We start from the raw sequence: 21,767 nt of genomic DNA, 5'->3' as shown, positions 1-21,767 counted from the left end.
TGATCTGACCTTTGTTCGTGCTCGACGTGGCCCCGGTTGTGACACATCGGGCCGTTACTTAGCCCATCCTAACCTAAGTGGTACTCGCAGGGTCAGGCACGAACGATGGCGTCGTCTGGCTGGGCCGGGCCGGCCTCGTCGGGATCCGCGCAGGGAATATCCGTTCCGGCGATCGAGGCTCCGGCCGTCTCGATGAGGAACGGTAGGGCGCACAGCCCGACCACACAGGCCAGCATGAGATAAGCGGCGGGAAACAGATCCCACCCGGTCTTGTCCACCATGAGGTCGTTCACCAGAGGCGCGGTGCCGCCGAACGCAGCAGTGGACAGGTTGTACGAGATTGCGAATCCCGCATAGCGCACCTGGGTGGGAAACATGCACGGAAAGGTCGCGGTGATGGTGGACAGCTGCGGTATGTACAGCAATCCGAGAACCGCAAAACCTAGTATTGCCCAACCGAATCCCTGTCCCATGAGCCAGAACATGGGCAGCGAGAACACCAGCAGTCCGGTCAGGGAGAAGGTCCACATCGGTTTGCGCCCAACGCGATCCGACAGCGCGCCGCAGAAGGGCAGGAATGCCATCATGGCGACCTCGCCGATGAGGATGACCATTTGGCCCTGCGTCTCGGTCATCCCGAGCCGGGTTTTCAAGTAGGTGGGCTGATAGCTGAGCAGGGTGTAGTTGGTGATATTCAGCGCGATGACCAGCAGCATCATCACGATCATGGGTCGCTTGTAGTCGCGCACCAGATCCCTGAGCCGTTCGAACGCCGTCTCTTGGCCCTCGGGCTCCCGTTCCTGCATCTCTTTGAACAAGGGCGGGTCATCGAGGCGGCTGCGCAGATACCAGCCGATGAGGCCCATCGGAAGTGCGACGAGGAACGGAACACGCCAGCCCCACGAGTGCATGGCTTCGGCACTCAGGGTGGCATCGAGGATCAAGACGAAGGCGGCGCCGGTGGCGAAGCCGCCCAAGGTGCCGAACTCGAGGAAGGAGCCGTACTTGCCGCGCTTCTTATCGGGCGCGAACTCGGCCATAAACGTTGCGGCGCCGCCGTATTCCCCACCTGTGGAGAAACCTTGCACCACGCGTAGTGCGATCAACAGCGCAGGCGCGGCCATTCCTATTGTCGCCCAGCTGGGCAATACGCCAATGAGTGTGGTGGACAACGCCATCAGCACGATGGTGATGGCCATGACGCTCTTGCGCCCCAGCCTGTCACCCAGCGGTCCCCAGATCATTCCGCCCAGGGGCCGCAGCAGGAATGAGATCGCGTATCCGAGCATGGTGAATGCGGTGCCCAGGGTGGGGAAGAAGGCCTGCGTCAGGAAGGTGGTGGTGGCGGCGTAGACGCCGTAGTCATACCACTCCGTGGCGTTACCCATCGCCGAAGCCGCGATGGCCCGGTGCAGGATCCGCCGGCCCTCGGGTGACTGGAAGTCCGGTCGCGGGACCGGGGGAGGTTCCGTATCACCTTCTTGCGGGCCGGCGTTCGCCATCAACGCGTGCCCGGCGGGCGGCTGGTCAGGGGAGTGAAGGTCCGCGCCGCGATGTACTCCGGACGTGGCTCCGACCCGGCGAAGGGTCTCTCCGGTGCGTTTTCCACCGAGTTGAACACGAGAAATACATTCGAGCGCGGATAGGGGCTGATGTTCGATCCCGACCCGTGCATGAGGTTGCAGTCGAACCACAGCGCGTCGCCCGGCTGCCCGAGGAACAGTTCGATACCGCTCGTGAGTGCGGCCTCGGCGAGGGTCTGCGTGGATGGAACGCCAATCTCCTGCTCCACCAAAGATTTCCGATGATTATCGTGCGGGGTCGCCCCGACGCACGGGTAGAAGGTGCGATGCGTGCCCGGCATGACCTGCAGCGTCCCGTTGTAGGCGACGTTGACGGTCAACGCGATCGAGCAGGACACGGTGCGCATCTGGGGAAGCCCGTCCTCGGTGTGCCAGGTCTCGAAGTCCGAATGCCAATAGAAGCCGCGTCCTCTGAACGCCGGCATCGCATTGATGCGCGACTGATGGAGGTAGACCGGTCCGCCCAATAGTTGCTCGGCAACGTCGAGTACTCCCGGCGAACACGCGACGTCCATGACCACGGAGCTCAGGATGTGTGCCTCGAAGATGGATCGCACCTCGTGAGATCCGGCTTCCCTGATGATCCTGGGGTCATCGCCCAGTTGTGAGGGGACTCTGTCGATCTCGTTGCGCAAGGTGGCGACGGTCATCTCGTCGACGGTGCTCGGCCGGATCAGGAATCCCTGATCGGACATCTGAGTGAGCGCCGGCGGGGCGAGTGGCCCGTGATCGGCAGCGCCCCAGACGACAGGCTCTGTCCTGATGATGGGAGGCTGCTCGGTCTCGAGGCGGCTGGGGTAGCGATCGGTGATCGCGGGGGCGCTCATGAGAGTGCGGGCGCCGGGTATGCGCCGGACTCGTCGTGGACCTCCTGCCCGGTGACAGGAGGATTGAACACGCACATCATGCGCATCTCGGTGTCAGCGGAAAGTCGATGCCGCTCATTGCCGTTGAGCAGATACATGCTGCCCGGGCCCAATGTGAACACGTCACCGTTCTCGAGGTTTGTCAGCGTGCCGGTACCGGCAGTGAGCCACACCGCCTCGATGTGGTGCTGGTAGTGGAAGACGTGGACTGTTCCCGCGTCGATGGTGGTCTCATGGAACGAGAACCCGACTCCGTCGTCCGCCAGGACGATCCGTTTGCTATGCCAGCCTTCGCCGCTGACGTCCCGTTCGGTACCCGTGATCTGTTGGGTAGTACGGACGATCACAGTGATTCCTCTCTCGTTGGATTCGGCTTCTAGGCGGACTCGGCGATGGCTTCACGCAAGGTGGCAATGCCGATGTCGAGCTGCTCGTCGGTGGTGGTCAGTGCGGGTAGCAGTTTGACCACTTCGTCCTTGGGGCCGGAGGTCTCGACCAGCAGACCCCGCTGGAATGCGGCCTTGCTGACACGCGAGCCACGCTCGGTGTCGGCGAAGGCTATGCCCTGGACCATTCCGCGACCACGCACCGTCACCGAATCGTCGTCGGCCACCAATGCGGACAGCTCGGCATGGAGGCGGTCGCCCTTACGGCGTACATCCTCGCTGAACGTGCCGTCACGCCAATACTTTTGCAGTGTCGCGGTGGCGGTCACGAAGGCCGGGTTGTTTCCCCGGAAGGTGCCGTTGTGTTCACCCGGCGCCCACTGATCCAGATCGGGGCGGATCAGGGTCAGCGCCATCGGCAGTCCGTATCCGCTGATCGACTTGGAGAGCGTCACGATATCGGGACGAATGCCCGCGTCCTCAAAGGAGAAGAAGGCACCCGTTCGGCCGCAACCCATCTGGACGTCGTCGACGATCAGGAAGATCTCACGCTTGCTGCAGAGATTTGATAGCGCGCGCAGCCATTCGGCACGGGCGACGTTGACCCCGCCCTCGCCCTGCACGGTCTCGACGATCACGGCGGCGGGCTTGTTGAGACCGCCGCCCTCGTCGTCGAGGACCTTCTCAAACCACTGGAAATCCTCGGTGACACCACCGAAGTAGTTGTCGTACGGCATCGGGGTGGAGTGCACCAACGGCACACCCGCTCCGGCCCGCTTCATCGAGTTACCGGTCACGGCGAGCGATCCCAATGTCATTCCGTGGAACGCATTGGTGAAGCTGATGATCGACTCGCGTCCGGTGATGTTCCGCGCCAGCTTGAGCGCGGCCTCCACGGCGTTGGTCCCGGTGGGCCCGGGGAACTGCACCTTATAGTCCATGCCGCGCGGTTGCAGGATGGTCCGCTCGAATTCCTCGAGGAAATGCTGCTTGGCCACCGTGGCCATGTCCAGGCCGTGAACCACGCCGTCGGTTGTCAGATAGTCGATGAGCGCCGTCTTGATATCCGGGTTGTTGTGGCCGTAGTTGAGGGCGCCCGCACCGGCGAAGAAGTCCAGGTAACGCTCACCGGTGGTGTCGGTCAGCCAGGATCCGGAGGCGGAAGCGAAGGTGGTGGGCCAGCTCCGGCAATAGCTTCGCACCTCGGATTCGCGTTCGTTGATGACCCTCGGTAGCCCGGCTTCCTGCGCGGGCAAAGTGGCGGTCATTTCTGTATCCCCTTTCGGCCCAGTGCTTTAGGCACTGTTACTGGGCGCTTTATGTAGGTCGTGCGGAGTGAGTCGCAGGAGCGGCTCAGCCTCATGTGCATCGGGAAACAGATCCTCACCGAATCCAGCGGACTCGGTGAGTTCCATGTCCCGCCGGCGGGCAAATCCGGCGAATAATGCACGCGAGGCGGTATTCGACTGTGTGACAGTGGTTTCCATGGTCAGAGGCTCGCCGTGTAGCGTGGCGAGCGAGTCTGCAAGCCAGCCCAGCATGCTGGCGGCCAGACCCTTTCCGCGGTACGCCTCATCGACTCCGACCTGCCAGATCATCAGCGATCCGGAGGGCCTGAGGTATCCGGTCACGAATCCGACGGGTTTTCCGCCGATACGTGCGACGACAGTGGTGGAGGGAAAATCGGTGCACCACAAAACGTATGCGTAAGAAGAGTTGACATCCAGCACGCCGGAATCGCGGGCAATGCGCCACATGTGCCGAGCGTCCGACTGTGTCGGGTGGCTCATGGTCCACACGGGGCTGCAACGTTTTTCAGTCTGTAATTCGGTATCGACCACAAACAATCACCATCACCACAACATGTTTCGTATCAACTCGGGTTTCGTATCGGCTTTCGTACCGTTCGACCGTAACCACAACGACACCCGGATGGCTAGGACCGGCGCCGGCGATCCGGGTCAACACCCGGCGTTTGCCGAGGGTATACATATGATGTGACGCTCGTCACATTATTGTGGGACCATGAGAACTTGACGAGATCTTGACGAGTGTGCATCAAGATTGCCGGGCAACATTCAGCCATTGCTGCCGAAGCAGCGCTCCCAGCGGTCGGGATCGGCGAGCATCTCGCCGGGGGGAGTGGCCCAACAGGCGGCCACCAGGTCATAACCGTGGTGAATGAGTGCGGCGTGGGCCGGCCAGTGCGACTGCAGCCATTCGGGCTCATTGTGTGCGCTATCGACGCCGGCCCGAATGGCGCCCTCGAGTTCAAAGGACAGGTCTCGGGCCTCTGCATAGGCGGCGTCATGGGCAGGCCGGGCCCGGGCGCTCGTGACCAGCGCCAGCGCCGCCCGTCGGATTCGTGCCTCGGTAAATGCGAACGTGCGGCGATGGGCATGCGGTGCGATCAGGTACATCGACGCCATAGCGATCGCCACGCCGATCAACGTCTCCGCCAGGCGGTCGCGCACGATGGAGGTGACCGATCCCTGCAGGGTGACCACGCCCGCCGAGAGCAGTGCGATGGGCGTCACGAACATGACGGCGACGGCGTAATTGCGTGGCAGGAACAGCTCGGTGCAGAACTGCAACGTCGCGATGGCGGCGATGAGCGCGTATCCGGTGAGAGAAAGCTGGTACAGCACCGCGAAGAGAACGAGCCCGATCACCGTTCCGGCGAAACGCTGCAGCCCGCGAACCGTTCCGTGCAGCCGGTCGGGGCCCATGTGGACGATCACGAGGGCGCTCAGGATCGCCCACTGTGGCCGTGTCAGCCCGACCGCGGCACTGATGGCTCCGGCGCCGAGGCAGGCAATGCCGACGCGTCCGGCGGTGAGGGTGGCATGCGAACGGAACCGCACCGAGCGGCGTAACCGGTACCAGATGCTGGGTCGGACCATGAGGACGTGGTCGCCCGGGATGAGGTGGTCGAGCACCATCTTGGCGCCGACCGCGGTTTCGGTGAATCGGCGATGGGTATCGAGCATCGTTGTCACCAGGGGTGAATCCGGGCGCGTGGAGAATCCGGCGTCGTGCAGTGCGGTCCATGCCGAGGAGATCGCCAGTCCCGCGGCATGCCGGGCATCGACCGTCGCGTTGCCTGGCTGGGCATAGCTGTTGACCGCATCGACGGCGCGCTCCACCGCGACGCGTTCGGGTTTGTGGCGATCAATCACGGCGCCCGCCATCGAAACGATGACCGCCGCAACCGCTCCCAAGCTTGCGCAGACGAGGATCCGGAACGGATCCACCCCCCATTCCGTCGCGCCGAGGGCGCCGCCACACACCAGGACGAAGAACAGAGCGCCCGGTGGCCCAAGCCGAAGTGCGTCCACGGTGTAGACGACAGGGACCGCGACCGCCGTCAGGGTGAGGATGATTGCCACCTTGTTCGCGACACCGCCGGGGGCGTGCGCACCGACGATGGCGCCGAGCGTTGCGACGAGTAGCAGCGCGATCCCGGCAGTGGCCACGACAGCGGCACGTACCCGGTACGGGCGCCCTTCTCCGTAGAGAACAGCGAAGGCCCCATAGGTGACATAGAGCGCCGCATGTGGATATCCGGCGGCGACCACGAGCATGCCAGGAATGGCGACTGCCGCACCTGCGCGCAGTCCGATGCTCCAGCGTCGGCCCGCCGGTGGGGCGGACAACAGGATGGAGCGGGCCCGGGCGATCTGCGGAAGCGGATCCGGCGATTCAGGCGCGGACGGGGTCACACGTCATTTCATACCGTGCCGCTGCCGGTAGGCGCGCTGTTTGCACGCAGGGGAGCAGTAGCGCTGCGGCCGTCCCCTTCCGCGGATGGTCAGTTCGGAGCCGCAGAAACCGCAACATCCGCGCAGCTCGGCGGGTCTTTCATCACGGATAGGAGGGGATTCATAACAGGCGCTGCGTGCTGCGGACACCAGATTCGTGCCGGCGGCCCGGCCGCGGGGAGTGCGGACGCAGAGCTCGCCATCGAGGTATGGGCAATCGACGATGTCCTCGTTCTGGCAGGACAGCAAGTGGTTGAGGTAGTCGCGTGCGCGACCGAGCTGCTCGATGCGGGCAGAGATGTCCGTTACTTGCTCAGTGACTGCGCTGCGCCAGGTATCGGGTTGTGCCGAATGTGATACCACGACGGCGGCCTGACGCAGTGGCATCATCCCGGTGATGCAGCAGAGGTACGCGATGCCGATGCGCCGCAGATCTCGCTCGGTGTACGTGCGGCGGCCGCCGTGTTGTATCGGCGAATTCAGGACGCCCTGCTTCTCCCACCATCGCAGGGTCGAGGGAGCCAGGCCATAGAGGGCCGCCGCCTCGCCGATGTTCACCGTGGGTTCCGTGGCGGCAGGTCTTGACATCAAGCTCACTTCACCATTGAAACTTAGGTAACCCTAACATGCAAGGGATCCCTCTGGCGGGCTGGGTGTGGCCGTCCGGTCGGGGCCGATTGCGCTGGGCAGGCGGATGTGACGGCCCCGTGTAACGCGGCCATGGGAATTTCGACTCGCCTCATCGAGATCGGTGTCGGTCTACGGGCGCAGTCCATCCAGGACGGGGCGTAAGCCCGAATCAAATCGACTATGCGGTTCGGCTGCGGTCTGGTGGCGATAGAACTGCACCATCGCCGCGTTGTCACCGCCGTCAGCTGACTCCAGTCGTTCCAGATCATCTGGTGTGAACGCTGTCAGCGGCCGGCCCGCCTGTACCCACGCGGCCTCGGCCGTTGCGGCACCCAGAACGTAGTAATAGACGGCGGTGACCGCTGAGGTGAGGGCTTTACCCTCAAATCCCGCGTGCGACAGGGTGTCCAGTATTGATCCGAAGTGAGCCACCGCTGCTGGTCCCATGGGGGGTTTGGTGCCCAGTAGCGCTGGGGCCCACGGGTGGGCCAGGAATGTGTCGAACAAGCGGCGTGCGATCGCGGCGAGCCGCGTCCGCCAGATGCGCGAACCGCCGTCGAGCAGGGCTTCGGCGAAGACGCCGTCGAGGGCGAATTCAAGGAGGTCGTCTTTGGTGGCGACGTGTCCGTAAAGCGTCATCGGCGCTGATTCCAGCTTCGCCGCAAGCTTGCGCATGGTGAGGCCGGAGATGCCGTCGGAATCCATGATTTGCACTGCCGCGGAAATGATCTGGTCACGCGTGAGCGTCGGTCGCCCCCGCATCGCCTTGGCTGGGCGTAACCACACTGATTCGGTAGCAGGGGGTTGCATCTTTTCACCGTACAGTGCTCTAGTAGAACGTACAATGTACGGCTAGTGGAGGTGTGCGCACATGAAACACGACGTGATCGTGATCGGTGCGGGGCTGTCGGGTCTTACCACGGCGACGAGTCTTGTCGACTCAGGTCTGGAATCGGTTGTGGTGCTGGAGGCCAAGCCGCGCGTGGGTGGCAGAACCCTGAATTGTCAAGTTGGATCAGCGATTATCGATGAAGGGGCGACACTCATCTATCCCTCTCATCGCCATATCCGCAGGCTGGCGGATCGGTTCGGTGTTCGGTTGTTCGAGAGCGGCGCTGACGGCAAGTTCCTGTGTTATCTCGGTGGGCAGGTGGGCGCGTTCGATTTTGGCGAGACCGGTGGTGTCGGAATTTGGGGTGCTCGGCCGTTGCGGCCGATATTGCAAGGGCTGCTGGCCGTGGCATCGCGATGGATACCTCTACCGATGGAGCCCGCCGCAGTCGTGGAAACGCTAGGGGCGCTGCGAAAATTGGATCAACTGTCAGCGGCGGTCCCCATTGGCGCACCATGGACCGCATCCGATGCCATTGCCCTGGATCATCGCACTATTGGTTCGTGGCTTGCTGAGACTGTGCGCAATGCGCAGGCGCGCCAGGTGGTCGAATCGTTGTTCGGGTACTTTCCCTCAAGCACGTCACTGCTGTTCGTCTTGCATCTGCTCAACACATGGGGCGGCATCGGCCCGTTGATGTCGGGGCAGGGCGGCGTTCTCCGATTTGCCGATGGGGCGCAATCTCTTTCCATCGCCTTGGCAGAGCAGCTGGGGAATAGAGTCGTGCTGGGATCTGCGGTCGTTGGGGTCGAACGAGCCGCCGATAGCGTCCGAATCCACACCACGGATGCGATGTATGACGCGGGTCGGGTCGTGGTCGCCATGGGGCCGGCCGCCTGTCAGCACATCGACTTTCGCCCCGGACTCCCAGAACCGACAAGGATCCTGCACGAAGCGTGGCGGCCAGTACACGGGCGCAAGATCAACGCCATCTATGACGAGCCGTTCTGGCGTTCTTCGGGATTGTCTGGTTCGGCCCTCACTGATGTGGATGCGGCGCCGGGTGTACTGGATGCTTCTCCGCCGGATGCAACAGTGGGTGTACTGGCGTGCTACACAACCGGCGAGGCGGCCGCCCCGCGCGTTCAGGTACTCGAATCATTTGCCGCCTTGTTCGGGCCGAAAGCCATGCGGCCCATTGACTATTTGGAGAAATTGTGGCGGGACGAGCCGTACAGCTTCGGTTGCGAAGGAGGGTTGGCTACATCGGCACTGACCACGGCGCGGGTGCTGCTGAAGGCTCCTGTGGGGACAATTCACTGGGCGGGGGTCGAGACGGCGGACGAGTGGATGGGCTTCATGAACGGTGCGGTGCAGGCCGGTGAGCGCGCCGCGCGTGAGGTACTCGCGGCGCGCTAACCCACCAGTGATAGTCCGAGATAACCGCCCTCAGCGGCGCCCGGTGGCATGACGAAAACGGCCGATCCGACCGCGGTGTTCCACTGGTTGAACTCGTCCCGTTCGGCCAGCCGTCGTTGCACTGGGACAAACTGCGCAGCGATATCCCGTTGGTATGCAGCGAAAATCAGGCCGGAGTTCGACGATGTGCCCGGCAGGGGTGCGTCATCGAAGTTGTACGGGCGGCGCAGGAATTTCTCGTGCGGATTGCGGTGACGAGCCAGCGCGATATGCGAGGTCGCGGGGATGACCGGGATGCCGCCGCGGGTCATCTCGAGGTCGGGTTCGTCGGACTCCTTCTGGCCCGTCAGCGGTGCACCATTGTCGGCTCGCCGGCCCATCACCAGGTCACGCAGCTTGGTGTCCAGCTGGTCCCATCCGTCCAGGTCCATCCGGATCCGGCGAAGGACCAGAAGTGTTCCGCCCCTGAGCCACTGATGATCCTCACCTTGGTGCCACAGCAAGCTGTCGAGCTCCGGGACGCTGGGGTTCACAGTGCCGTCGACCTGCCCCATGAGATTGCGCATCGTGCCTCCCGACGGATCTTCCGCGCGGGGAGTCCGGAATCCGGTCTGGCGCCAGCGTTCGGTGGCCAGCGAGCGCACGTTCTTCAAGAGCACCCGGGCCGCATGTGCCACCACAAGCATGTCGTCCGCGCATATCTGCAGCAGAAGATCGCCTCCGCACCAGCGCTTGTCGAGCTTGTCGGTGGAGAACGCCGGGAAATCGCGTGCTGAGGAGGGGCATTTGTCGGTCAGGCCCGTCTTGGTGAACACCGACGGACCCAGGCCCGCCGTGATCGTCAAACGTGCTGTCGTCGTCGCCAATTCCGGCTCGGTATCGGCGAGTGCGGGCAGGCCCTGGGTCAGTCTGGCCGAGTCGGTGGTCCACAGGCGCAGGATGGACTGCAGGTTTTCCCGGCTCGTGCGTTCGTCTGTGCTGTTGCCGGGGAGCAGATCCAGCGCAAGGAACAGCGCGTGCGACTGCGGTGTGGTGGTGATCCCGGCCTGGTGCTCGCCGTAGAACGGTTCGACGGCGGGAGCTCCTTGCGGTCGCGCTGCCTGGGACTGGGCCGACCACGCAGATAACCCGGCGCCCGCCGTGAGAGCCGCCGCAGCACCGCCGCCGACAATGAGTCCCCGTCGGGACAGAGAACGACGCGTCATGGTCAGGGCTGGTAGTTCTCGTTGCCGCCTGCGAAGTCGCGGATCTGGGCGGTGAGCGGTTTGGTCGAGCCGTCCTGGAAGGCCAGCGTGATGACGACGTCCTGGCCCGGACGCAGGGGAGCGGTCAGCCCCATGAGCATGACGTGATCACCGCCCGGGGACAGCTTGTGCTCGCCGTTGGCGGGAATGGCGACCCCGCCTTCCTTGGGGCGCATCAGTCCACCGGGGGTCACTTCGTGGAGCTCGACCGATCGGGCGGCCGGTGAGGTGGCGGACACGATGCGCGCCTCGCTGGAACCGCTGTTGTGCACCGTGCCGAATACCGAGGTCATGGAACCGTCCGGGGCGGACTTGGCCCATTGGTCGGTGATAGTGACCTCGGAGGCCTGCTCGGCAGGCGTGGACTCATGCGCCGAACAACCGGCGAGCAATGACAGCGCGACTGCTGCCGGGATGACGATCTTCACGTTCAGCTAGTCGTGCGGATGGTGACGAAAGTTCCGGCCGGGCGGTATTCGGCGCAAGCTCAGCTCGGTGAAGAGCTTTTCGGTGGCGGACGTGGCGGCCTCGATATCGCCGGCGATGACGCCCTCGACGAGCGTGGTGTGTTCGTGCTCGAACGAGCACTCCGCACCAATCGGGTTTCCGCGCATGTAGTGGTCCATCAGGCCCAGCAGCGAATCGTAAAGTTCCAGGTAGAGGGCGTTATGACTCGCGGCGACCACGGCCCGGTGTACCGCGATGTCGGTGGAGATGGCGTCCTCGACATCCTGGGGCGCGACATGCCGGGGCGCCCACAGCTCGTTGCGCCGCCGCAGCAGAGCGCGCAGTTGCTCGATGTCATCCTCGTCACGTCGCTGAGCGGCGAGTCCGGCGGCGGTCACTTCGAGGGTCTGACGCAGTTCGATCAGGTCGCGGTGTTTGGCAGCGGCGAAGTAATCGGCGATGGCCGAGCCGCTGCCGCCGACGGAGAGCACGTAGGTGCCGGAGCCCTGGCGTCGTTCCAGCATCCCGGCGTGCACCAAGGCTTGGACGGCCTCCCTAATTGTGTTGCGGGAGGTTCCGGTGAGCTCGCACAATTCAGGTTCAGTGGGAATGCGTGCACCGATAATCCAGCGTCCCGACAGAATCTCCTCGCGGAGTTGCTCGGTGACCTGGCCAATCAGTGTTTGGCGACGGACCGGCTGCATGACGGCTCATCGTAGCGTGCGGCGGAAATCACCTTGAACCTATTCATCCATTCATCCTATGATTTGCCGGGGCATAGAGAGGGATGGACGTTGACCACGACTGCGCAGGACACCGGAACCGGCACGCACGATTCGATGCGGGCCGTATCGGCTGCCGCCTTGCGCCGTGGGCGCCTCATGGTGCTGGTCGCGATCTTGCTGTTCGCGCTGTGCCTTCGTTCCGCGGTCACCTCGCTGACCCCACTGCTGACCCAGATCTCTCACGAGATCGGATTCGGTTCCGCGGTGATCGGCGTGTTCGGGATGCTGCCGACGGCCATGTTCGCCGTCGCGGGGCTGGTGACACCCGCACTCACCGAGCGATTCGGTCTGGAGCGCACGACGCTGGCCGCGGTGGTGGCCACGGTTATCGGTATGGCCGCCCGGCCGGCGATGAACTCGACCGGCGGGCTGCTGGTGCTGTCCTGCCTGGCGCTGCTCGGTATGGGCATCGGCAACGTGGTGATCCCACCGTTGGTCAAGCGGTACTTCTCGCATCGTGTGGCGCTGATGAGTGCTTCTTATCTCACAGTCTTGCAAATCGGCACCACGGTTCCGGCATTGACGGCGGTGCCGCTTGCCGACGCCTACGGATGGCGCTTCTCAGTGGCGGCCTGGGTTCTTGTTCCGGTCGCGGCCCTGCTGCCGTGGATCGGGGTGGTGATTGCGCGCCGCGGTCACGATGTCTCTGATCATTCCGCCGAACCGCATGCGGATTCGTCTGTGGTAGGCCAGGTTTGGCGCTCGCCGTTGGCGTGGGGCATGGCCGGCATGTTCGGCATGACGTCCCTGGTGACGTATTCGATGTTCACCTGGATCCCGGCCATCCTGACGTCGGCAGGCGGTAGCGCCGCGCTCGGCGGTGTGATGGTTGCGCTCTTCTCAGGTGTGGGATTCATTGGCACGCTGACTATTCCGCCGTTGGCGGCGCGTATGCGCAATCCGTTCCCGTTGGTGGTGGCATGCCTGGTGTGCTTCGTTGTGGGGTTCGCCGGTCTGTTGTGGCTGCCGATGACCGCCACCGCGGTGTGGGTGATCATGCTCGGGTTCGGGCCGTCCACCTTCCCGCTGGGACTGACGCTGGTGAACCTGCGTACCCGCACGGCCGCGGGTTCCGCGGCGCTGTCCGGGTTTACCCAGGGGGTCGGCTACGCCGTCGCCTGTCTGGGCCCGGTGTTGTTCGGCGTGCTGCACGATGTGACCGGTGGCTGGTACGCGCCGTTCGGCCTCCTGCTTGTCGCGATCACCGTGCTCGGTATCGGAGCCTTCCAGGCGTGCAAGCCCCGAATGTTAGAGGACACCTGGAGTCGCTGAGTCACTCTGCCGGGCCAGGCCGATGCTCACCGCCCCCGATCGTTGCTGCTATCTGTCACGGCCGCCCGGTGGGTCGTCGAGCAGGGGAGTGTGCGCTATCACCGGGTAGGCGCCGGTGTGCCCGATACGCTCGCGCGCGAGCTGCAGCACGCGTCCCCGGCAGAGATACCAGCCGGCGGTCAGCACCGGGATCAGGACCACGAGAGCGACGAGATTCCACCAGTTCTCGTAACACATCAGCACCACCACAGCGGCCAGGAATGCGAGCGTCAAGTAGCCGGTATATGGCGCTCCGGGCATCCGGAAACTGCCCCGCTGCAGGATGCCTCGCTGCGACCACCGGTAGAGCTGGATCTGACAGATCACGATGGTGGCCCAGGACGAGATGATGCCCAATGCCGCCAGATCCAGGGCAGTCTCGAAAGCCTCGGCAGGGATGACCAGGTTCATGAATATTCCAACCAGCGTAAGAGCGCCGGTGACCGCGATGCCCATGAAAGGTACGCCACCGGAAGTCATGCGTGACAAGATCTTTGGTGCGCTGCCGTTCATCGCGAGGGACCGCAGGATCCTTCCGGTGCTGTACAGGCCGGCGTTCAGGCTCGACAGCGCGGCCGTCAGCACCACGAAGTTCATCACGTCGCCGGCGTACGGCACACCGATCCGGGAGAAGAAGGTGACGAACGGGCTCTCACCGGCCTTATAGGTCCCGTAGGGCAGCAGCAGTGCCAGCAAGATGAGCGACCCAACGTAGAAGACCGCGACCCGGAACACGACCGAGTTGATCGCCCGGGGCATCACCTTATGCGGGTTCTCGGTCTCGCCGGCGGCTATGCCGACCAGTTCGACGGCGGAGTACGCGAAGACCACCCCCGAGGTGACGATGACCAAAGCCATCAGGCCGGCGGGCAGCATGCCGCCGTTGTCCGCAATGACCGACGGTCCCGTGCTGGCGCCCTCCACCGTGAAACGGCCCGCTAAGAAGACAGTCCCGATGACCAAGAACCCCATGATGGCAACCACTTTGATCAGGGCGGCCCAGAACTCCATCTCACCGAACAACTTGACGCTGATGGTGTTCATGGTGAGCACGATGATCAGGGCAATGAGCGCGATGGCCCACTGTGGGATGGCTTTGAAGGCGCTCCAGTAGTGCATGTATAGCGCGATGGCGGTGACATCGACGATGGCCGTGGCGGCCCAGTTGAAGAAGTACATCCAGCCCGCGACGTATGCCGCCTTCTCGCCCAGGAATTCGCGTGCGTACGACACGAAGGACCCGGAGGACGGCCGGTGCAAGATCAGCTCGCCCAGCGCACGCAGGATGAAGAACACGAACACGCCGCAGACCGCATAGACCAAGAACAAGCCAGGTCCCGCGCTGTGTAACCGCCCACCGGCGCCCATGAACAGCCCGGTGCCGATGGCACCCCCGATGCCGATCATTTGGACTTGCCGGTTCTTCAGCCCCTTGTGGTACCCCTGTTCCTCAGGGGCGGGCGCCGATGTGTCGTATGTTGCCGGGGACGTCATCGTGCGACCGTATCGACCGGAAAGTTGCTGACTGGAACAACGATGTTACGAACATGCTGCGATAGCAGCGCTGAGTCGTCATCCGCGAAGCGGTCCGGTGTGCTTCTGTGATTCCGGCACGTGGACGGGTTCCCGCCGCCGCAGAAATCTGCGGTGCGGCTGGTCGCGGGGAGGGGCCTACGCAAACGTTAAGCAGGGCAAATGACCTATGGGCCGGCAAAGGATAGTCCCTTGCCGACCCATAGATTCCGTAAAGATAAAGATCAGATCGCGGTCACTCCGGTGGCCTGGGGGCCCTTGGCGCCCTGTCCTACCTCGAACTGAACCCGCTGGTTCTCCTCTAGCGAGCGAAAACCACCACCCTGGATCTCGGAGTAGTGGACGAAGACGTCCGCACTGCCGTCATCGGGAGAGATGAAGCCGAAGCCCTTTTCCCCGTTGAACCATTTCACGGTTCCTTGCGTCATATTTCTTGTACTTCTTTCATTTACTTTCGCGAATGCAGAACACATTCGCCCTGACAGACTACCGGTAAATCCGGCCGGAAGTGCAAACTCGGGAAAACACGGCCGACGGTGTCGTAGATTCCGTGCAGGCGCGCCTCGCCCTTACCGCCACTCTTCTTGCCGCCCTTCGTATATCGGCAAGGTGTCAGGATTTGCCGTGGACGGTAACGACGTACCCGTCGGGGTCGCGGAAAGCGAACTGGGTGCCGAACGGGCCCTCGAACGGCTCCTGAACGATCGGAACACCCCGGCCGAGTAGCCGTTCATGTAGGCCGATGGCGTGCTGATTGTGGAACCACACACCCACTCCTGCCCCGAGCTGGCCGATTGCATCAAGGTCTACGCCAGGCAGCGGCTTACGGACGGCGAATGCTGTGCCCCCGGTGGAGAACACCACCGCGTCTGGGTTTGGGGCGGGCATTCGCGTCAGCCCAACGGTCTCACCGTAGAAAGCCGCCGAGACCTCGAGATCACGGACTTGAAAGGACACAAAGTCGGGTCCATTGGTCATGCTCATCACTCCTCGTACGTCTGCATTAGTGTCAATACTCTGACACTAATGCAGACGTGTGTCAAACTGTTGACATGGATAGTCGACGCCCGCAGTCGCTGCCGGAAGAGCTCGGGGTCCTGATCAAGCAGACCCAGGCACTCCTGCACCAGCGGATGGAAGAAGTGCTGCGCCCGATCGGACTGAGCGTGCCGCAGTACGTGTGTTTGCAGACTTTGCACGACACGGGCGGCAGCATCACTGGGTCAGAGCTGGCGCGGCGGGTGTTTGTCTCGCGCCAGTCCATGAACGTTCTTCTTCAGGGTTTGGAGAAGAACGGGCTGGTTGTCCGGTCCCAGACACCCGGGCCTCGCCGCGAGCGTGCAACTGTCCTCACCGAAGCAGCCACGTCGCTCGTCCTGGAGGGGCGCAGGCTGGTGGCCACCGTTGTCGAGCAGATGACTGAGCATGTCGACCCTGAGCAGCAACGCCAGCTTCACGCGACCTTGAGTCGCTGCCGTGGCGCCTTGTCCGCAGATCCCATGACGGGCTCGTCGCTATCGGCCGTGGAATAGCAGCAGATGATCCGTGCGTGCGCCGCCTATGTGGTGACGGCGGCGCGGATGTTGGCGGCCTGAATGTCGACTGTTTGTGGTCCGTTGCCGGTTACTAGCCCAACTTCTGTATCGGACAGCAGGATGAGGTCGGTCGGGACTGGGGCTGTCCGCACCGTAAACCCGGCTTCGCGTAGGCCCTCGTCGACGAAATACTCCAGCCGGGTGGGGCCCGGTGGGATGTGGACGTATCCCTGGTCCAGCATGCCGGTTTCACCTTCTCTGCCGACGGTGGTGACTTCGGCGGCCAGGAAAGGGTTGTATTGCACCTGAATTGGTCTACCGGTTTCGTCGATGCGCCAATTCGTCGAGGTCAGGGCGATCGGCGCGTGGCAGATCAGGGAGATGTACACGCCGCTCTCCCGCGCCAGGTGCAGCACTTCACCAAGCCAGCGGTTCTTGTGAAAGTCGACCATCGGCGCGTGGCCCCCCGGAGCGTGGATGAAGTCGAAATCAGCCAAGCTGAAATCGTCGGAGGGGTCGCGGTGTTTGCGGATCAGCTCCGGCAACGAGGCATATGGCTTAGGTTGCAAGGCTTGTACCCGACGTACCAGCTCGGGGCGGAACGCTAGGACTTCGGCGTCGGTGGAGGGCAGTGGATCGGTGATGGGCAGCTGTCCGAGATGGCGCTCGAGGAGCTGTAGTTCGTGCTCCCGCCGTTCGACCAGGCCGGCATATTTGTGCCGGTAGGCGTCGATGTTGAAATTGGGATCGTTGAACTGCTGCACCGAATCCGCATAGACATCAGTCATCGTGTCGGTGGCGTGCCACGGGATGGAGAAACCGTTGGTGTCGATCTGCGGCACTTCACCGTCCGGGGTAGCGAGAGTGAACTCGTAGTCGTTCTCAAACTCGGCGAGCACCTGCGCCAGCTCGACGTGAAAGAACCCGATCGGAATGGACGGTGTTGATGGGGGAGAAGACAGCGGTAACTGTCGTGCGGACGACAAGATGATCAGTGCACGATGCTTGACGGTCTCATTGGGCATGAATAGCTCGGTTCGTTTCTGGTTGTTGTGGCGGACGAAGGTGGTCTCTATACACGGTCTAGTTGATGGTCGAGAGAATCCCGCCGTTGACATAGAGAGTCTGCGCGGTTGTCCAGCGGCTTTCGGGGAGCACCAATAGTCTTGCTACGGGCAGGATGTCGTCACCTCGCCCGATCTGTCCGTTGATGCTCATCGACTGCAGCCAGTCGATGTTCGCATCGGATTCCGCCGGGTAGAAGAAGCTCGTCTGCAAGGGGCCGGGTGCAATGCAGTTGACGGTGATTCCGCGGCCACCTACCTCTTTGGCGAGTGCCTTGGTGAAGTGTTCGACGGGGGCCTTGGATCCGGCGTAGGCGCTGTACGTGGGAGCCAGTGCGCCGACCATCGCGGTGATAAAGCTCAGGATCCGGCCGTCATCGGCCATGCGGCGCGCGGCCTCGCGCATCATGAAGAACACCGTCTTGGCGTTGGTGTCGAAGACGGCGTCATATTCATCTTCGGTGATGTCGGCCAGAGGTTTCCGGACGATCATCCCGGCGGTATTGATGAGGACGTCCCATTGTCCGAACGCCTCGAAAGTGAAGTCGATCAGTGTGGTGCAGTTTGCAGGCACCGCCAGGTCGGCCTGATAGCTCACCGCCTCGCCGCCGGCCTCTTGGATCTGGCTGACTACCTCGGCTGCCTTGTCCTTCTTGTTATCGCTGCGATAGTGCACCACTACCCGGGCCCCGTCGTGGGCGAGCGTTCGGGCAAGCGCGGCACCCATATTCGCAGAGGCGCCGGTCACCACGGCCACTTTCCCGGCCAAGGGCCGCTCCGTGGGGCGGTATGGCTGCACGGTCTGAATCGAATCGGGAATCTTCACCATGGTGAGTCCTTTCGTACGTGTGAAGTACCTCGGAACGTGAGACATCGAGCAGTGCCCGGTGACAGGGCTAGTCGATGCCGGATAGCGCCTCTGCCAAAGGTGTGAGCACCGACGGGTCCAGCGGTAGTGGTAAGTAGATGACGGCGGCATCCAGGCCGGCCGCGCCGAATGCGGCGATCTCATCGGTGAGGCGCGAGATGTCGCCAGGAGAACCCGATGTGAGCCACACATGGGCCGAGGTCAGGATCTCCGCGGGATCGCGCCCCAGCTCCATGCAATGCGCATGCAGCACGTCGCGTTTGTGCGCGAACTCAAGGGGTGTGCCATTGGGGAAGTTCCAATGCTGCGCATACCGCGCGACAAGAGGCAGCGTCCGCTTCTCTCCGTTGCCGCCGATGAGAATCGGCGGATGAGGACGCTGTGGCCCCTTGGGTTCGCAGTACGCGTCGGTGACGGTGTAGTACTGGCCGCGGAAGCTGGTGGTCTGCTGGGACAGCAGACCAATGACGACCCGGCAAGCCTCATCGAAACGGTCGAACCGTTCCGTCAGCGAGCCGAGTTCTATGCCGTAGGCGTTTGATTCGTCCTCATTCCAGCCCGCTCCGAGGCCCAGCTCGAGTCGGCCACCGGAGATGATATCGGCCGTGGCGGCCATGTTCGCGAGAACGGCGGGATGGCGGTAGTGAACGCCAGTGACCAGGGTTCCCAGACGCAGCCGGGTGGTCTCCCGTGCAAGTGCAGCCAGCATCATCCAGCCCTCTAGGCAGGGCCCACTGAGATCGGGCGCCGACTGTGTGGGGGATGTGATCGGATAGAAGTGGTCGAACAGCCAACCGGTGTGGAACTTCTCGATACCGTCGGCTTCCCGCCACACCGCCAGGATTTCGGGCCAGGTGGTGTTGTGATTGGCAGTCTTTATGTCGAAACGCATTGCCATGCGCTGCCTTTCCGCCACCTGGAGAATGTCCGCCGTCGAACGCAAAAATTTGGAAGGTGTGGGGACCACCCGGCCGTGAGGCGGCAGGCAGTCCCCACACCGAGCTCACGAGGTGTGAGTGTCGAACCAGTCGATGAGTTGTTCCGGGTTTTTGGGGAAGTAGTTGTAGCCGTCCCACCGTCTCGTCGAATCCTCGATCCAGAACAGCTTCTTGTCGCTGATCGGGATGTTGTCGAAGATCGCCTGAACGTCGCTTTCCCGGGTCAGTGCATCGTTGCGGACCTGGACCAGGAAGGTCGGGATGGTCATGCTCTTGGCATAGGGAATCGGCGACATGTCATCGAGTTTGAAGCTGGTGATCAGCTGGATCTCGCGCTCGATATCGTCCAAACGATCTGTGATCCCGAGGATTTCGGTGATGCGCTCGTAGAACGGGCGTAGTGAAACCGGCTGCGGAGACACGATGGCCGGGATGCCTTCGAAAACCTCAGGCCTACGGTCATGGGCGATGAAGGTGGCGTTCATACCGCAGCAGCGGCTGAACAACACAACGGTCATGTCCTTGGTGTCCGGGCGCGAGCGCACGTACTGGATCGAACCGATCACGTCACGGGACTCGAAGATGCCGTTGCTGCCAACGCCACCGTTGCCGATACCGCTGTGCCCGAAGTTACGCATGTCGTAGGTGAGCACGTTGTATCCGGCATCATGCAGGTTCTTGTAGTCGGCCATGAAGTTGACTTCGAAGTCATTGCCTCCGGCAGCACCGATCTGCTTCCACGGCTCCAGGTGCGCGGGCAGCCCGTAGCGGTTGTGCCAGATCGGGTGGTTGGCGATCGCGATCTTCTTGGAGCCCTTACACGGGATGAACCAGGCATCCAGCGGAACCCCGTCCTCGGAGGGGAAGGACACCGACTCGTACTCCAGACCGTACTCGTCCGGCCAATGCAGGATCGGCGACCGGATCGGGCGTCCAAACGTCTCGGCGAGCTGCTTGACGAGCTGATCGACCTCATCGATCTTCTCAGGCATGCATGCCCCTTTCACTTTTCTCGACTGGAATGTCAGTAAAGCACTGACGACTCCACGCTAGATCCGCTTCCGACAAGTGGGAAACAAAAAATTCTTCAAGATCCACAACTTTTACTTGGGCATATAGTGCTACTTATGGCTGTGCAGTCAACTGAGATCACGGACGACCCGATAGATCTTCGGCGCCTCCAGCAATTCCTTTGCGTGGCGGAGTATTCGGGTTTTACCCGGGCGGCGCAGCAGCTTCGTCTGACGCAGCAGGCTGTCAGTCAGTCGATGACAAACCTCGAAAAACAGGTCGGTGCCAGGCTGTTCGACCGCAGCGGACGTCATATCGAGTTGACTCCGGCAGGGGAGACCCTGCGGGACGGTTCCGTTGTGCTGCTGGCGGCCGCGCAGACCTTGGTGCGCCAGGTTCAGAACACCGCTGCCGAGGAGCCGCAGCCGTTCGTCGTCGCACACACCCCGGCGATCACGGCCGAAGAAGTGCACCAGCTTCTTGTGCCTGTTCGGTCGGTACTGCCCAATGTTTCGATTACTGCGTTGCAGATGTTCCCGAGTGCTCTTGAGCCCACGGTGCTCAGTGGTTCAGCCGATATTGCGCTGCGGCGTGGGATTGAGATACCCAAGAGCCTCGCCTCACGGGTAATCGGATATCACCCCTTGCGTGTTGCGGTACTCCGGGATCATCATCTGGCAGAACGTGATTCAGTCTCGATGAGAGATCTGCGCAATGAGCAGATCATCGTCTGGTCGCCGCCGGGGGTCTCCCACTACACCGACTTCATCCTCGGCACGTGCCGCTCGGCGGGGTTTGAGCCCTCGTTTACGATCAACCCCGTCCAGGGCACGCCGCCGGTGACTGCTGTCCTGGACAACGAGGGCATCGCATTCGTCACCGCCCCCGCGGGCCCTTGCCTGGCGGGTCAGGTCATGGTCATCGAGATCGTCGACCCGCCGCAGGCACCCATCCAGGCGATTTGGCTGCCGCACACTCAGTCAGCCATCCGTGACGCGCTGACCAGCGGCTGAATTTTGTTCACTGAGTATCGATTTCAATAAAGGAGGTTGTTGTATGCCATCACCTACAGACGATTTGGGGCAGGTGGCCGATCCCGCGGTGCGGGCCGCGCTCGCGGCCTGGCAGCACGCCGATAGCCCGGGGTGGCTGGCGGCTTTCGTGGACCGGCCCGGACTGACCGACGACGGTGCGCCGCGAGATTTCGCCGCGTTCAGCGCCGAGATCGGCAACGAGTACTTCACGGAGATCGAGAAGGTGAGCCAGGACGGGCGCACCGTCACAGGACAGTTTCACAGTGATACGTGGGGTGACTTCCGTACGTTCTTCCGCTTCGTGCCTGGCGAGAGCGGGACGTTCGAACAGCTGGACATCGGTCAAGCGTGAGCTTCGGTACCCCTGCGGTAGTCGGCGGGGGTGGTGCCGACGCGCTGTTCGAATGCGGTGGTGAAGTGTTCTGCGCTGGGAAACCCGAGTGCTGCACTGATTTCAGTGATGGGCTGTGCGGTGTGCGCGAGGAGCCCCTTCGCGCGTGCGATGCGTCTGTGTAGAAGA

General features: G+C 62.8%; 24 protein-coding genes. 5 read left to right on the top strand and 19 right to left on the bottom strand.

What is annotated here, in order from left to right; translation table 11 throughout:
- Positions 1 to 92 precede the first annotated feature (92 nt).
- The 8 genes from AC5Y5C_RS21055 to AC5Y5C_RS21020 form a co-directional block, all read right to left on the bottom strand.
- Complete coding sequence (locus AC5Y5C_RS21055; RefSeq protein ID WP_499976731.1) at positions 93 to 1,388, bottom strand: MFS transporter; 1,296 nt, start codon at positions 1,386 to 1,388, stop codon at positions 93 to 95.
- A gap of 113 nt (positions 1,389 to 1,501) precedes the next feature.
- The gene (gene thpD / locus AC5Y5C_RS21050) at positions 1,502 to 2,410 is read right to left on the bottom strand and encodes an ectoine hydroxylase (protein WP_499976178.1); all 909 of its coding nucleotides are present in this window, start codon (positions 2,408 to 2,410) and stop codon (positions 1,502 to 1,504) included.
- Entirely contained in the window at positions 2,407 to 2,796 is a 390-nt protein-coding gene (locus AC5Y5C_RS21045) for an ectoine synthase (protein ID WP_499976176.1), read from the bottom strand. Before AC5Y5C_RS21045 ends, thpD begins: the two co-directional genes overlap by 4 nt.
- 29 nt (positions 2,797 to 2,825) lie before the next feature.
- On the bottom strand, positions 2,826 to 4,103 hold the full coding sequence (ectB, locus tag AC5Y5C_RS21040) for a diaminobutyrate--2-oxoglutarate transaminase (RefSeq protein WP_499976174.1): 1,278 nt from the start codon (positions 4,101 to 4,103) through the stop codon (positions 2,826 to 2,828).
- A gap of 27 nt (positions 4,104 to 4,130) precedes the next feature.
- Entirely contained in the window at positions 4,131 to 4,625 is a 495-nt protein-coding gene (ectA, locus tag AC5Y5C_RS21035; protein WP_499976172.1) for a diaminobutyrate acetyltransferase, read from the bottom strand.
- A gap of 288 nt (positions 4,626 to 4,913) precedes the next feature.
- Positions 4,914 to 6,557 (bottom strand): FUSC family protein, encoded by a 1,644-nt coding sequence (locus tag AC5Y5C_RS21030; protein WP_499976170.1) that lies wholly within the window; start codon positions 6,555 to 6,557, stop codon positions 4,914 to 4,916.
- A 3-nt stretch (positions 6,558 to 6,560) separates the two neighbouring features.
- A complete protein-coding gene (locus AC5Y5C_RS21025) occupies positions 6,561 to 7,184 on the bottom strand; it encodes a MerR family transcriptional regulator (protein ID WP_499976730.1) in 624 nt (207 codons plus the stop codon).
- Positions 7,185 to 7,355: 171 nt separating this feature from the next.
- On the bottom strand, positions 7,356 to 8,036 hold the full coding sequence (locus AC5Y5C_RS21020; protein WP_499976168.1) for a TetR/AcrR family transcriptional regulator: 681 nt from the start codon (positions 8,034 to 8,036) through the stop codon (positions 7,356 to 7,358).
- Between the two features lie 61 nt (positions 8,037 to 8,097).
- Between AC5Y5C_RS21020 and AC5Y5C_RS21015 the strand changes: the two genes are divergently transcribed.
- Positions 8,098 to 9,477: a flavin monoamine oxidase family protein gene (locus AC5Y5C_RS21015; protein WP_499976166.1), complete on the top strand. Its 1,380-nt coding sequence runs from the start codon at positions 8,098 to 8,100 to the stop codon at positions 9,475 to 9,477.
- Here AC5Y5C_RS21015 and AC5Y5C_RS21010 read toward each other — a convergent pair.
- Genes AC5Y5C_RS21010 through AC5Y5C_RS21000 form a run of 3 tightly spaced genes read right to left on the bottom strand, consistent with a single transcriptional unit; the run spans position 9,474 to position 11,872 of the window.
- Positions 9,474 to 10,682 carry a Dyp-type peroxidase gene (locus tag AC5Y5C_RS21010; RefSeq protein WP_499976161.1) on the bottom strand — a complete coding sequence of 403 codons (1,209 nt, stop codon included), beginning with the start codon at positions 10,680 to 10,682 and terminating at the stop codon, positions 9,474 to 9,476. The genes AC5Y5C_RS21015 and AC5Y5C_RS21010 overlap by 4 nt on opposite strands.
- A gap of 2 nt (positions 10,683 to 10,684) precedes the next feature.
- Positions 10,685 to 11,149, bottom strand: coding sequence for a copper chaperone PCu(A)C (locus tag AC5Y5C_RS21005; protein WP_499976159.1), 465 nt, complete (start codon positions 11,147 to 11,149; stop codon positions 10,685 to 10,687).
- A gap of 6 nt (positions 11,150 to 11,155) precedes the next feature.
- Positions 11,156 to 11,872, bottom strand: coding sequence for a FadR/GntR family transcriptional regulator (locus tag AC5Y5C_RS21000; RefSeq protein WP_499976156.1), 717 nt, complete (start codon positions 11,870 to 11,872; stop codon positions 11,156 to 11,158).
- Positions 11,873 to 12,007: 135 nt separating this feature from the next.
- Between AC5Y5C_RS21000 and AC5Y5C_RS20995 the strand changes: the two genes are divergently transcribed.
- Positions 12,008 to 13,225, top strand: a complete 1,218-nt coding sequence (locus tag AC5Y5C_RS20995; protein WP_499976729.1) for a CynX/NimT family MFS transporter — start codon at positions 12,008 to 12,010, stop codon at positions 13,223 to 13,225.
- 48 nt (positions 13,226 to 13,273) lie between these two features.
- On the opposite strand, the gene AC5Y5C_RS20990 is transcribed toward AC5Y5C_RS20995, so the two are convergent.
- The 3 genes from AC5Y5C_RS20990 to AC5Y5C_RS20980 form a co-directional block, all read right to left on the bottom strand.
- Positions 13,274 to 14,758, bottom strand: a complete 1,485-nt coding sequence (locus tag AC5Y5C_RS20990) for an amino acid permease (RefSeq protein ID WP_499976154.1) — start codon at positions 14,756 to 14,758, stop codon at positions 13,274 to 13,276.
- A gap of 263 nt (positions 14,759 to 15,021) precedes the next feature.
- Positions 15,022 to 15,225 (bottom strand): cold-shock protein, encoded by a 204-nt coding sequence (locus AC5Y5C_RS20985; protein WP_078296271.1) that lies wholly within the window; start codon positions 15,223 to 15,225, stop codon positions 15,022 to 15,024.
- 184 nt (positions 15,226 to 15,409) lie between these two features.
- Entirely contained in the window at positions 15,410 to 15,775 is a 366-nt protein-coding gene (locus tag AC5Y5C_RS20980) for a VOC family protein (protein ID WP_499976151.1), read from the bottom strand.
- 74 nt (positions 15,776 to 15,849) lie between these two features.
- On the opposite strand from AC5Y5C_RS20980, the gene AC5Y5C_RS20975 reads away from it, so the two are divergent.
- Entirely contained in the window at positions 15,850 to 16,329 is a 480-nt protein-coding gene (locus AC5Y5C_RS20975; protein ID WP_499976146.1) for a MarR family winged helix-turn-helix transcriptional regulator, read from the top strand.
- Between the two features lie 26 nt (positions 16,330 to 16,355).
- Here AC5Y5C_RS20975 and AC5Y5C_RS20970 read toward each other — a convergent pair whose 3' ends face one another.
- The 4 genes from AC5Y5C_RS20970 to AC5Y5C_RS20955 all read right to left on the bottom strand — a co-directional run bounded on the left by AC5Y5C_RS20970 (position 16,356) and on the right by AC5Y5C_RS20955 (position 20,194).
- Positions 16,356 to 17,357 (bottom strand): type 1 glutamine amidotransferase family protein, encoded by a 1,002-nt coding sequence (locus tag AC5Y5C_RS20970; protein ID WP_499976144.1) that lies wholly within the window; start codon positions 17,355 to 17,357, stop codon positions 16,356 to 16,358.
- A 58-nt stretch (positions 17,358 to 17,415) separates the two neighbouring features.
- Positions 17,416 to 18,225 (bottom strand): SDR family oxidoreductase, encoded by an 810-nt coding sequence (locus AC5Y5C_RS20965; protein ID WP_499976143.1) that lies wholly within the window; start codon positions 18,223 to 18,225, stop codon positions 17,416 to 17,418.
- A gap of 67 nt (positions 18,226 to 18,292) precedes the next feature.
- Positions 18,293 to 19,156, bottom strand: a complete 864-nt coding sequence (locus tag AC5Y5C_RS20960; RefSeq protein ID WP_499976141.1) for an LLM class F420-dependent oxidoreductase — start codon at positions 19,154 to 19,156, stop codon at positions 18,293 to 18,295.
- A 111-nt stretch (positions 19,157 to 19,267) separates the two neighbouring features.
- Positions 19,268 to 20,194 carry an alpha/beta hydrolase family protein gene (locus AC5Y5C_RS20955; protein WP_499976137.1) on the bottom strand — a complete coding sequence of 309 codons (927 nt, stop codon included), beginning with the start codon at positions 20,192 to 20,194 and terminating at the stop codon, positions 19,268 to 19,270.
- Between the two features lie 135 nt (positions 20,195 to 20,329).
- Here AC5Y5C_RS20955 and AC5Y5C_RS20950 point away from each other — a divergent pair, with 135 nt between their 5' ends.
- Positions 20,330 to 21,226 (top strand): LysR family transcriptional regulator, encoded by an 897-nt coding sequence (locus AC5Y5C_RS20950; RefSeq protein WP_499976135.1) that lies wholly within the window; start codon positions 20,330 to 20,332, stop codon positions 21,224 to 21,226.
- 43 nt (positions 21,227 to 21,269) lie between these two features.
- Positions 21,270 to 21,599, top strand: a complete 330-nt coding sequence (locus AC5Y5C_RS20945) for a hypothetical protein (RefSeq protein ID WP_499976133.1) — start codon at positions 21,270 to 21,272, stop codon at positions 21,597 to 21,599.
- Here the strand turns inward: AC5Y5C_RS20945 and AC5Y5C_RS20940 are convergent.
- On the bottom strand, positions 21,590 to 21,751 hold the full coding sequence (locus AC5Y5C_RS20940; protein ID WP_499976727.1) for a helix-turn-helix domain-containing protein: 162 nt from the start codon (positions 21,749 to 21,751) through the stop codon (positions 21,590 to 21,592). The genes AC5Y5C_RS20945 and AC5Y5C_RS20940 overlap by 10 nt on opposite strands.
- Positions 21,752 to 21,767: the final 16 nt, after the last annotated feature.

Source organism: Mycobacterium sp. NGS15 (assembly GCF_059813245.1).
Note: the sequence above shows the minus strand (reverse complement) of the source record. Positions and strands in the feature narration are given on the sequence as shown.